This is a genomic window from Saccharomonospora halophila 8, from assembly GCF_000383775.1.
In the GTDB taxonomy this organism is placed as follows: domain Bacteria; phylum Actinomycetota; class Actinomycetes; order Mycobacteriales; family Pseudonocardiaceae; genus Saccharomonospora; species Saccharomonospora halophila.
Genome location: NZ_KB912557.1, coordinates 110,952 through 123,020 on the forward strand (window position 1 = coordinate 110,952; position 12,069 = coordinate 123,020).

General features: G+C 69.4%; 9 protein-coding genes. 4 read left to right on the forward strand and 5 right to left on the reverse strand.

The window, feature by feature from the left end; genetic code table 11:
* Positions 1-7 precede the first annotated feature (7 nt).
* On the reverse strand, positions 8-1,420 hold the full coding sequence (locus SACHA_RS0112975) for a family 2B encapsulin nanocompartment shell protein (RefSeq protein WP_039738996.1): 1,413 nt from the start codon (positions 1,418-1,420) through the stop codon (positions 8-10).
* 454 nt (positions 1,421-1,874) lie between these two features.
* Here SACHA_RS0112975 and SACHA_RS0112980 point away from each other — a divergent pair, with 454 nt between their 5' ends.
* Entirely contained in the window at positions 1,875-4,457 is a 2,583-nt protein-coding gene (locus SACHA_RS0112980; RefSeq protein WP_232211869.1) for an AAA family ATPase, read from the forward strand.
* Positions 4,458-4,504: 47 nt separating this feature from the next.
* Here the strand turns inward: SACHA_RS0112980 and SACHA_RS0112985 are convergent, their stop codons facing one another.
* Together SACHA_RS0112985 and SACHA_RS0112990 are read right to left on the reverse strand one after the other, a co-directional pair.
* On the reverse strand, positions 4,505-5,446 hold the full coding sequence (locus SACHA_RS0112985) for an NAD-dependent protein deacetylase (RefSeq protein WP_051110225.1): 942 nt from the start codon (positions 5,444-5,446) through the stop codon (positions 4,505-4,507).
* A gap of 56 nt (positions 5,447-5,502) precedes the next feature.
* The gene (locus SACHA_RS0112990) at positions 5,503-6,039 is read right to left on the reverse strand and encodes a dihydrofolate reductase family protein (RefSeq protein WP_019810461.1); all 537 of its coding nucleotides are present in this window, start codon (positions 6,037-6,039) and stop codon (positions 5,503-5,505) included.
* Between the two features lie 116 nt (positions 6,040-6,155).
* On the opposite strand from SACHA_RS0112990, the gene SACHA_RS0112995 reads away from it, so the two are divergent.
* Complete coding sequence (locus tag SACHA_RS0112995; protein WP_232211870.1) at positions 6,156-6,683, forward strand: PASTA domain-containing protein; 528 nt, start codon at positions 6,156-6,158, stop codon at positions 6,681-6,683.
* A 155-nt stretch (positions 6,684-6,838) separates the two neighbouring features.
* On the opposite strand, the gene SACHA_RS0113000 is transcribed toward SACHA_RS0112995, so the two are convergent.
* Both SACHA_RS0113000 and SACHA_RS0113010 read right to left on the reverse strand, forming a co-directional pair.
* Positions 6,839-9,127 (reverse strand): DEAD/DEAH box helicase, encoded by a 2,289-nt coding sequence (locus SACHA_RS0113000; protein WP_232211871.1) that lies wholly within the window; start codon positions 9,125-9,127, stop codon positions 6,839-6,841.
* Positions 9,128-9,846: 719 nt separating this feature from the next.
* Positions 9,847-10,344 carry a MarR family winged helix-turn-helix transcriptional regulator gene (locus SACHA_RS0113010; RefSeq protein ID WP_020628630.1) on the reverse strand — a complete coding sequence of 166 codons (498 nt, stop codon included), beginning with the start codon at positions 10,342-10,344 and terminating at the stop codon, positions 9,847-9,849.
* A gap of 124 nt (positions 10,345-10,468) precedes the next feature.
* Between SACHA_RS0113010 and SACHA_RS21960 the strand changes: the two genes are divergently transcribed.
* Together SACHA_RS21960 and SACHA_RS25450 are read left to right on the forward strand one after the other, a co-directional pair.
* Complete coding sequence (locus SACHA_RS21960) at positions 10,469-11,554, forward strand: alkene reductase (protein ID WP_039738930.1); 1,086 nt, start codon at positions 10,469-10,471, stop codon at positions 11,552-11,554.
* Positions 11,555-11,860: 306 nt separating this feature from the next.
* On the forward strand, positions 11,861-12,069 hold a 209-nt coding region (locus SACHA_RS25450), incomplete at its 3' end, for a hypothetical protein (protein ID WP_198010147.1).

A 12,069-nucleotide genomic window follows, 5' to 3' on the forward strand; every position in this document is an offset into this window, starting at 1 on the left:
CGGCGCCTCAGTGCTCCCGGCCGAGCTCGACGTGCTCCAGCACCCCGAGCGCATCCGGGACCAGCGGCGCCACGGAGTGGTAGGTGCTGACCAGGTACGAGATGACCGCCTTCTCGTCGATCCCCATGAACCGCACCGACAATCCGGGCTCGTACTCGTCCGGCAGGCCGGTCTGGTGCAGCCCCACCACACCCTGATTGTGCTCCCCGGCACGCATCAGCAGGATGGACGTGGTCCGGTGGGTACTCACCGGGATCTTGTTGCAGGGGAAGAGCGGGACCCCGCGCCACGCGGGTACCTGGTGTCCACCGACGTCCGCGCTCTGCGGATACAGACCCCGGCGGCTGCATTCCCGCCCGAACGCGGCGATCGCCCGCGGATGCGCGAGAAAGAAGCTGGGCTGTTTCCACACCGTGGACAGCAGCTCGTCCATGTCGTCCGGGGTGGGGGCCCCGTCCCGCGTGTGGACGCGCTGACGGAGATCCGCATTGTGCAGCAGGCCGAAGTCGCGGTTGTTGACCAGCTCGTGCTCCTGGCATTCCCGCAGCCCCTCGATCGTCAGCCGCAACTGCTGTTCCGTCTGGTCCATCGGTTCGTTGTAGAGGTCGGCGACCCTGGTGTGCACGCGCAACACCGTCTGCGCGACGCTGAGCTCGTACTCGCGGGGAGCCAGCTCGTAGTCCACGAACGTCCCGGGCAGGTCCACTTCGCCGTGATGTCCCGCGGCGAGGGAGATCTCCGCCTCACCGTCGGAGTTGTGCGCGGCAGCGGGCTCGCGTCGTGCCCGCTCGATCCGCTCGCGCAGCGCCTCGGCGCCGTCGGCGACCTCCGCGAACGCCCGCCGGGACAGGGTGAGCACCGTGCACGCGGTGAGCGCCTTCGTGGTGTCCTCCCACGTCTCCTGCTCACCACGCAGGACCGGGTCACCGAGGAACTGGCCGTCGGCGAGGACGTCGAGCACCGCCGGGTCGCCGTACTCGCCCGTGCCGAGCCGTTGCGCCTTCCCGTGCGCGAGCACGACGAGCCCGTCGGCGGGTGCGCCGGCCTCCACGATCACGTCTCCCGGGCCCACGTCGCGCTGCTCGAACCGCTCGGCCAGCGCCGCCAACACCGCACCGTCGTCGAATCCGCGCAACAACGGCAACTCGGACAACTCCGCGGGCACCACACGCACCCGGTCACCGGTGTTGACACAGGTCACCCGCCCGTCCCCGAGGGCATAGGTCAGCCTGCGGTTGACCCGGTACGTCCCGCCTCGCGCCTCGACCCAGGGAAGCAGCCGCAGCAGCCACCGCGAGGTGACGTTCTGCATCTGCGGCGGCGTCTTCGTCGTCGTCGCGAGGTTCCGCGCCGCATTCGTCCCCAGGCTCAGCGGGGACGGCTGGTCGTCACCGGTGTCGGCGTCAACGGTTTCGGTCACACTGCACCACCAATTCACATTGTCGGCCACGGCCGCCGGGAAGGTTTCGGATCCGGCGAGAACGGTCACCGGACTTCGCGCTCGTCGATCCGGTTCTTCGATCATGGGGTGATTTCGACGACGTGTCATCGTCCGATCGGATGATCGAGAAGTCCGGCGCCGCCGATTAATTGGCTGGACGCTCGTACACACACGCCCAGCCTGCTCGGCCATCAGAAATCGCGCGACGATTATTCCTTCGACGCGATTCACTCGTTCGGGTACATCGCGAGAAACATCAGGACATGATTCGGAATGCCGTGCTAAAGGAGCGGATCAGCCGATCGCCGATCACCCGATCGGCGAGCCACACACCCCCGGGGCCGGCAGTAACGCCGTCCCCGGCCCGCACGACTCTCCGCAGGAGCCGTACACCAGACAACGAGAAGAGACGCCTATGACGACGGGTCACGAAGTGGCACAGCGAATCCTTTCCGACATCGGTGCGACACCGGACAAGGACGTCGCCGACATCGTCGGTGAACACCTTCCGGCCCCGACCCGTCGAACTCGATATCCCTTCTCAGGAACGGTCGACACGATCAGCGTTCAGGGCGTTCGTTCGTTCGGCGCCGAGCAGACCCTCGAACTCTCCCGCCGATTGACCGTCGTCTACGCCGAAAACGGCACCGGGAAAACCAGTCTGGTGGATGCCGTCGAACTGCTCACCACGGGACGCACGACCAGACGTGTCGCCTTCCCGGAAATCACCACCGAAGTCAGCGACGAGGACCACATCCCGCACGCCGCCCCGGGCGGCGGGCCGGTCTTTCCCGCCCGGGTCACCGCGACGTGGCGTCCGAGCCCGGACGCCGATCCGGTCGTCACCACGTGGCACGCGGAATGGGAGACACCTGCGCCGGAAGCGCCGCCACTGCACGCTCTGGCCCGCAGGCGACTCCGGGAGATCATCAATTCCAAGGCCGCGGACCGTGGGGAGAGACTCGGGTACGCCGTCGGCCTGGGGTACTACATCAAGACCTACACGGCCGTACGGGAGGCGCTGACTACGGAAACGAAGCGGGCCTCGCCGACAGTGCCCGACGACATCAGCGCGGCTGTGTCCGAGTGGCGATTCCCCACCGCCGCCACAATCACCCTCGCCGAGCTGACCGACCGTATCCGTGCGCAGGCGCGTGCCGATATCTCCGCACTGTGCGGCGAAACCCCGGATCAGGAAGACCGTTCGGACGAGGTCGCCGCGCTCGACGAGCCGATCACCGCACCACCGAGGCCGCAGTCCGCGCGCCTCCGCGAGCTCGCGGACGAGTGGGAGTCCCTCCGCACACGGCTGTCGAACGCAGAGTCGGATCGGGACGACGTCGAGCTCAGATTGCTGAGCACGTTCCGCGAAGTCGCTGCGGAGGGCGATCGTTGTGTCGCCTGCGACCATGGTGTGGTCACCGCCGAACGCCTCGGCGTCATCGACGGCATTCTCCACGGGGCCGCCGAGAGGAAACAGCTCGTCGACGAGAACGACTCCCTGCATCGCCGGGCGATCCGGTCGCTGGACGAGGTCGACCGGCACGTCGAATGGCGGTTCACCGAACCGGCGCCGTCGTCGGACCCCGGCCCGGGCACGGAAGCGACGGTCTTCCGCGAACGCTGTGCCGAGGTGGCGGCTCTGTCCCGACGTTGGTGCGACACCGTGGCACGACTGCGAACGGAGCGGCCGGCGGATCCGGGGCCGGGCAGCCTGCGAATGATCGCCGATCGGCTCGACGAGCTCGCGAGCCTGCACCCGTCCGTGGACCGGGCGATCGGAGAGGCGGAGCACGCACGACGCGAGGCGTTGTCCGCGGTTCGCTCCGCCGACGTGGGCGAGCCCCGGCGACGGCTGGCTCATGCCGAGCGGATCGCCCACGCGGTACTCACGCGGCGAGATCACGACCGCTACACGGAGCGGTGCAAGAAGGCGGGCGAGCGTGTCAAGAGCAAACTCGATGCGCTCATCGCCGCCAGGTTCGGCGAGTTCAGAGACGACATCGACGGCTGGCTGAAACGCCTCGCTCCCGCGGGAGTACCGGAGATCCGGATCAAGGCCAAACCAACGGCCGGGCGTACGGCGCTCGATCTGCTCGTCGGCGACACGGTGAAGGCGGTCGGTCGCCTGTCCGATTCACAGCTCGACATGCTCGGCCTCGCCGCGCACCTGGCGACGCTGGAACGAGAAGCCCCCGGTGCCCCGTTGATGATCGATGATCCCACCGACATGCTCGACCAAAGCACGCGAGACCGGTTCGTGACCGAAGGGATCGACTCCCTGCTCGACGGTGCGGACCAGCAGAGACGACAGATCGTCGTCCTCACCCACGACCACGAACTCGTGAAGACTCTGTGGAAACGCTACGGCAATCAGGTCCCGGCGACGGTCCAGTACCATATAGAACTCGACCGCGACACGACACCTCCGCGCTCGATGATCAAACCGAGGACCGCCGTGCAGCATGTCCACCGCGTCAAGGAACTGCTGCACAGCTACGGGAACGAACGTCACCGCCTGTGGCTGCGCAGCGCGGCGGGGAACCAGGCACGGCAAGCACTCGAAATGATCGTCAACGGGATACTCGAAACCCTGGGACCTCGCGGACATCGCCACTTCGAGAACGAGCCGCGGGAAGAGGTGGAACAGAGGAAGGGAATCAACAGCCTCTTCGATCTCGTCGAAGTGGAACTGAACGAGTACGACAAAACCCTGCGCGACTGCGACGACAGGACGCACCGGGAAGCGAAAAAGAGGATCCCCATACTGCGCGACGCACTGGCCGAGCGGAACGACTACCTGATCAACGAGGCCAGCCACGCCGACTTCGTCTACCCCGATGTAAAGCGGATCACGGATTTCACGAACACTCTCGAGTGCCTGGCGAGGTACCTGGAACCGGCGAGGAAGAATGGTCGGGTCGACGATCTTCCGAAGGGGTCGAAATGGTATGAATTCTTCGCGGGATGCGACGGCCATACGAGAGGACCCGGTTCCGGGAACGCACTCCCGTAGCGCATTCGACGATGTTCCGGGGCGGATTCCGTTCCCGCCCCGGAACATCACCCGGCCGACCGGCCTCGATCCTGTGCCGAGGTCCCGGATCGGCCCTGGAAGGCCGCGGGGGGCACCGCACACCCGAGCCGTTCGGCCAGCTCGGTGAGCGCCGGTCCCAGCGGGAGGTCGACCCGCGCGCGGGCGTGCGGATCACCCCGGGTCTCGCCCCGGTTCACGATCAACACCGGCTTGTCCGCCTCCGCCGCACGCCGGACGAACCGCAGGCCGGACATCACCGTCAGCGACGAGCCGAGTACCAGCACCGCGTCCGCCTCGTCGACCCGGCGGTAGCAGTCGTCCACCACCGCGCGGGGCACACTCTCCCCGAAGAACACCACGGACGGCTTCACCACGTCCGACCCGCAGTCCGGGCAGTCCACGAGCCGGAACCGGCGCACCGCCTGTTCGGGCAGGTCGACGTCGCCGTCCGGGTTGATCCGGGTGCTCTCCGCGTGGAAGGCCGGGTTCGCGGCGCGCAGCCGCCGGTCGAGCGCCGCGCGGGAATCCGGCCGGCCGCAGTCCAGGCACACCACCCGGCCGAGGCTGCCGTGCAGCTCGACCACGTCGGTGGCGCCCGCCGCCTGGTGCAGGCCGTCGACGTTCTGTGTGATCACGTCGGAGACGTACCCGGCGGCCTGCAACGCCGCGACCGCGTGATGCCCCGCGTTCGGCCGGGCCCGCGCCACGGCGGCCCAGCCGAGGTGGCTGCGTGCCCAGTACCGGCGCCTGCCCTCCGCCGCGGCGACGAACTCCTGGTACGTCATCGGCGAGTGCCGCCGCAGGCTCCCGTCGGCGCCCCGGTAGTCGGGGATGCCGGACTCGGTGGACAACCCCGCCCCGCTGAGCACCACGACCCCGCCGCGGCGCACCGTCTCCACCACCTCACCCAGGTCCGTGGTCCGGGCGGCCGGTTCCCCGGTCCGCGTCCAGCTCAGCGTCGGCCTCATCCGCACCCGTCCAGGGTAGGCACAGCCGTCCGGTCCGCACACCGTCCGGCTGGGAGCTACTCCACCGCCACCGGCTCGTAGGTCTGCAGGACGACACCGTTGCGGAACACCGTGGAGTTCTTCAGGTTCATCCGCACGTGCCCCAGACCGTGGAACGGCCGGCGCGACTCGCTCCAGACGATCGGGTGGACCCGGAACCGGATCTCGTCCGCCAGACCCAGCCTGACCAGTTCGAACGCGAACTCGCCGCAACCGTAGGTGAGCAGATCGCCCTCGTGCTTCCCCTTCAGTCGCCGCACCTCCCCGGCGAGATCGCCCTCGACGGGGGTCGCGTTCCACCGCAACGACTCACCCGGTGCCGACCGGGAGGCCACGTACTTCGGGATCCCGTTCACCCTCTCGGCGAAGGTGCCGGAGGTCGCCAGCCAGATCGGCGCCAGCGCCTCGTACGTCCTGCGGCCGAGCAGGAACGCGTCGGCGAGGCGAATCTCGTGCTCGCCCGCGTCCTTGTGTGCCCCGCCCTCGAACCACCCGATGTCCGGGCCGATGCTCGCATCCGCCGACATCTGGACCGTGATGACAACCTTGCCCACCGGACTGCCTCCTCCTGTCGCTCGCGTGCACGACCGTAGCCGCGCGGTCCGACGATCCGCGGGAGTTCTCGGACGATCTTGTCAGCGGCTATGATCAGTCGCCCGGGATCAGATCGGTGCGGATTCGAAAAGGCGGGGCCGAGATGGCCGACAAGAAGCAGATGCTCGTCGTCGGGGTGGCGGTGGTCGGGGCCGTCGGTTTCCTCGTCGGGGTCGTCGACGACACGGGCGACACGCCGGAGACCGGGCCGACCGCAGGCGCCGCTGCCTCCACGCCTGCGGACACGACGGCCCCGCCGGACCCGGAACCCGACGCGACCACGACACGGCCCACCCCGCCCACCAGCACGACCGACGAACCCGCCACGGTGGTCGAGCTCCCCGACGTGCGGGGACAGATCCTGTCCTCGGCGCACTCCCGGATCGTCGAGGCCGGTTTCGAGTCCGTCGACGTCGTCCCCGTCGACGACCACGCGTTCGCCGTCGACTACTCCAACTGGCGGGTGGTGGGGCAGGACCCCACCCCCGCCCCGGTCTCCACCGACACCGACATCCGCCTCGACGTGGTCAAGACCGAGGAGGCCGAGTCGGACTCCTGCTGGGACGGGGACTGCCGGAAACCGCTCTGGCGCAGAAACAACTGACCGGCGGCACCGCGCTCCCACGACGCGCTGGTGGTCGCCAACGGTCACCACCGGGACCGCGGTGGCCGGACCGTTCGGCACGTTCGACGGCACGCTGCGGCACAGCCACGAGTACCGCGGCCCGTTCTCCGCGGCGTGACCGTGGCCGCTCCGGTTCAGCCGTCGAGGCCGAGCCGGTGCCGTTCGGCGAGGACGATGCGTTCCTTGAGTGGGATGTCTTCGTCGTCCAGCATCCCCGGCCGGTGCTCGCTGGTGTCCACCGCGCGGCGGTCGGCCTCCTTCGCCTCGCTCCGGCGTGCGAACTCGTCGAACAGGAGGCTCTTGCGCTCCTGCACCTCGCGCAGGCGTTCGTCGACGCTGTCCTTGGCCAGCAGCCGGTGTACCCGGACCTTGCGGATCTGACCCATCCGGAAGGCGCGGGCGATGGCCTGCTCCTCGGTGCTGGGTTTCCACTGCGGTTCGGTAAGGACCACCACGGACGCGGCCTGCACGTTCAGCCCGACACCGCCCGCCTCGATCTGGCTGAGCAGCACGGCATGGCCGTCGCGCGCGGTGAACGTGTCGACGAGTCGCTGCCGGGCGGCGGGCGCGACCGATCCCGTCAGCCGCCCCACCACGGCCTTTCCCAGCCGCTCCTGGAGGGTCTCCAGGACGGCGAGGAAGTTGGAGAACACGACGACCTTGAGCCCGTCCTCGCGGGCCTCGTCCACGATCTCGTCGAGCCGTTCCAGTTTGGCGGAATCGGTCGCGTGGAAGGCGGCCTGGCGCATCGCCATGAGCTTGCGCTCGCGCACGGTCACCTCGTAGGCGGCCTCGTCGCCGGGGCCGAACCGCACCCAGTCCTCGAGCTCGATCTTGTCGGGCAGTTCGGTGAGCACGTCCTCCTGGTTGCGGCGCAGGTAGACCGGCGCGACCGCGCGGCGGAAGCGGTTCGCCCCGGCGACGGCGTCGGTGGCGTCCAGGGAGCGGGCGATGCGCGGTTGCAGATAACCGACCAGGGTGCGGAACTCCTCGACGCGGTTCTCCATCGGGGTGCCGGTGAGGAACAGGGTCCGCTGGGCGCGGTCGACGACCTCGGCGACGGTACGGGAGCGTTTCGACTCCGGATTCTTGACGTAGTGGGCCTCGTCCACGATCAGCATCGCGAGGCCGTCGTCGGTGACGCCGCCGAGTCGGCCGAGGGTGCCGAACGTGGTGACCGCGATGCCCCCGGTGCGCCGCCAGTGCCGCGTGGCGGCGTCCCGGTCGGCACCGTGCAGGCTGTGCGGGGTCAGCGTGGTGTGCCGGCGGATCTCGTGGATCCAGTTGCTCTGCACGCTCGCGGGGCAGACCACGAGAAACCGGGTCTGTGCGTTCGCGGCCAGATGGGTGATGGCCGCCAGTGCCTGCACGGTCTTGCCGAGGCCCATCTCGTCGCCGAGGATCGCGAACTCCCGGTGGAGCGCGTACTGGGCGCCGAACACCTGGTAGCCGCGCAGGGTCGCGGTGAGCAGGCTCGTGTCCAGTGGAACGGCCGTGATCTCCTGGCGGAGTTCCTCGGGCAGGAAACCCTGTGCGGCCTCGGTCTCGTCGGCGTCCCCCTGCCCGGTGAGGGTGGAGAGCAGCGCGTTGACGCTCGCGGCGTCGTCCGCGTACTCCCGCCACAGGTGGCCGGGTGAGTAGGACTTGGGATCGGCGGCCTCGCGTTGGACCCGCACGGTGTCGCGGAGGCTGTGTGTCTCCGGGTCGGCGAGAAGGGCGTCGAGCCGGGCCAGCGCGTCGAGCGCCGTCCGCTTCGTGGCACGGCCGCGGAAGAACAGTCCGATGCGGCTCCCGGCCGGTTCGGCCTGCCGCAGCAGCTCGGTGGTCTCCCGCTCGAACCGCTTCAGAGCCGCACTGAGGGAGGTCCGGGCGCTGTCCGCGTGCCGCACGGCCGCGAGGAGGGCGAGAAGCTGGGTCTGGCCGGGGTCCTGACGGTCCGGGTCCAGACGGATCCGGGTTTCCCGCCGGAGCTCGTCGGCCAGCCGCTGTGCGGCCGCCGAGGTCTGCTCCGCCGACTGCGGCCCGATCCCCGGCACCGTCCGTAACCGCGACGGGGTCGTGCCGAGGACCTCGGCGACCGTGCGGTAGCCGGCGTCCTCCAGCGCGCCGAGTCGGGCTCCCTTCCCGAGCAGCGCACGCAGCTCGCCGACCGGCCGGGTGCTCAGCGCGTCGCGTGCCTGCCGGTCGCGCAGGATGTCGATCTGCCGGTGCGTGTTCTTCCGGAGCACCTCGGGAGCGGACAGCAGTGCGGTGGCCTGCCGGGCGAACGTGCGGACCTCGTCGAACACCGCCTTGGCCGCCGGACCCGCCTTCGTCCCGGCCGCCCCGGTGGAGGCCTGTCCGGGCGGTGCGAACGGGTCGTCCGGTGCCGTGGCCTCTCCGCCCACTCGATACCCCCGGTTGCCGTGGTCCGCTGCCTCCACTGCCTCCGCTGCGTCGTCGGCACGTCGGGCCGGCCGAGGGCCGCGGCGGTGCGGAGAGCCTAACCGCGCCCGGCGGGTGGGCGGGCGCCCGGGCCGTTTCACCGTCGCCGGGCAGGGGTAGCCCGAAAGTGGCCGTTCGTGGACACCCCTCTTGGGAGGATCGCTTGCCGGAGCCCGTTCATTACAGCTCCGGACTGCGATTCTTCCCACTGGCGCGACCAGGGGTGCGAATGGCATATTGGAAGTGCGACTGGGCCACGTCCCCCATCGCCGAGGAAAGTACCGGCAACCCACATCGTGCGAGCGCGGCAGCGCGGGTGTCGGAGTGTGCGCGGGTTCCTCGAACAGACGGGACGGCGGACGCGGTACGAAGGGAGGTGTCGTTCATGCGCAAGCTGTACGCCGCGATTCGTCGCTACTTCACCGAGCTGAACAAGGCTCACGATGTCGCCCGCGGCCTGGCCTCCTACCGGGGCGAGGTCATCGGTCGGTAAACCCGTCTCCAGAACCATTCTGACTATGGTCCGACGACCCCGCGCCGCAGTCGTCGTCGAACCAGCCTCGTCTCTCGTCGCCGGCCGGCATGTCGCCATTCGACTGTCGGCCGGCACACACTTCGGGATTCGAGTCCGTCCCTCTCCACCTTCCGGAGTCCCGGTTTCCCGCTGTCCGCTTCTCGGACCGCCATTTCCGCGTCGAAGCTCGCGCAAAGAGGGCTACTACCCGCGATCCTCCTGTGCGGCTGTGAGGTTGCGTTCGAGTTGTTCGAGCGCGCGCAGGGTGTCCGCCTGCCTGCTGTCGTCCATGTCCGCGACCGTCATCCGCTCGAGATCCGCCCAGATGCGCTCGACGGCCTGCCGCAGCCCGACGCTCGCCGGTGTCGCTTCGATGATGGTGACACGCCCGTCCACGGGGCTGGGCGAGCGTCGCACGAAGCCGGCGCGTTCGAGGCGCCGCACGGAACGGGCGACAGTCGGCGCATCCGCGTCGAGAACCGCGGTCAGGTCGGCCTGTCGCTGCGGCCCCTCATCCCAGAGCCGCATCATCAGCAGCTCCTGGCCCGGATACAGGCCCACCTCGCGCAGCAGCTGCCCCGCGAGCAGCTTGTGAATGCGCGCCACCCGGAAGATCGCATGGCTCACCGGTCCGGCACTGGCCACCCGGCGACCACCTGACTCCGGGGCGCCCTCGACGGCGTCGTCGTTCGTCGTGCTCACCCGCCCAGTGTAGAACACCGCATATGGTTGCTCGGGCAAGTTTTATAGGTGGATCGGTTGACACGAGGAGGTTAACGCGGGAAAGTCTGTATTAGTTGTTCGAGCAAGTAATCCAGGAGGAAGCGTGCGGGCAGCATTCACCCCCGGCCGTGTCGGCCTACAGGAGTTGAAGAACCGAATCGTCATGTCCCCGATGACCCGCAGCCGGGCATACGGCGCGGACCTCGCCCCGACCGCGATGATGGCGAGGTACTACGCGCAGCGCGCCGGCGCCGGGCTCATCATCACCGAGGGCACGCAGCCCAACGCCGTCGGCCAAGGCTATCCGAACACTCCGGGCCTGCACACCGGTGCGCAGATCGCCGGCTGGCGCACGGTCACCGACGCGGTGCACGACGAGGGCGGAGTGATTTACGCTCAGCTGATGCACACCGGCCGCATCGGCCATCCCTCCAACTACCGCAGCGCCCGGTACCCTGTCGGTCCGTCCCCGGTGCAGGCGGAGGGCCAGATCTTCACGCCGGACGGCCACCGGGACTTCGTCGTCCCGAGGGAACTCGGCGCTGCGGAGATCAGCCAGACCATCCGCGACTTCGCCGACGCGGCTTCCAACGCCATCGCCGCAGGTTTCGACGGGGTCGAACTCCACGGCGCGAACGGATACCTCATCCACCAGTTCCTCTCCACCAACGCGAACCGGCGCACGGACGAGTGGGGCGCCACGCCCCGCGACCGGACCCGGTTCGCGGTCGAGGTCACGGCGGCCGTCGCCGAGGCGATCGGCAACGACCGCACCGCCCTCCGCATCTCACCGGCGAACCCGCTCAACGACATCGCGGAGGACGAGCTCGCCGAGACCTACCACCACCTGATCACGGGCTTGAACGGCATCAAGCCGTCGTACCTGCACGTGCTGGAGTCGCAGGCGCCCGGATTCACCCGGGAGTTGCGCCGGGCGTGGAACGGCCTGCTGGTCCTCAATCCGGCCACGCCCGGCGGACGGACGGGCCCGGAACACCTCGCACTCATCGACGAGGGCACGGCCGACCTGCTCTCGTTCGGCCGGCTCTTCATCTCCAACCCGGATCTGCCCGCGCGGCTCGCGTCCGGGACCGAGTTGACCGAGCCCGACCTGTCCAAGGCTTACGGCGGCGACGAGAGCGGCTACATCGACTATCCCACCCTGGCGGGCAGCGCGGCTCCCGCGTGAGCGGACCCGTACGGGAGGGCGTCCCGCCGCACCGATCGGGCCGGACCGGGCCCGACCGTGCGGCGGTGTTCGAGCGTTTCGTACGGATGGCCCCGCCTTCGCCACGTACCGGGCCAAGGCGCCGCGTCAGCTGCCGATGATCCGGTTCAGCCGCCGCGGACCCGAGCAGGTGCGTCGTGGGGTCGGCGCGTAGGTCTCGGTGCCCGCCGGCTGACCCGTGTCGTGGCCAGGATCGGTGTTATGGCCGTCGCACACCCCGGCAGCTGCCTGCGGACGCGGTCGGGCGGCATGAGATCGTCCCCGATCATGCGTCCTGCCGCCAGGAATCTCGTCCTCGTCGGGTTGGCGTTCGTCACGCTCGCGCTCGGTGTGGGCGCCGTCCTCTCCCCGGTCCGGGCGGACCGCCCGGTGGTGCACTGGCCGGAGGCCGACCGGGCACCGCAGAACACGGTGCTGTCGCTCGCCACCGGCCGCCCGCTCGGTCTGGACGCCGCGGTGCCGTGCACGACGGTGCG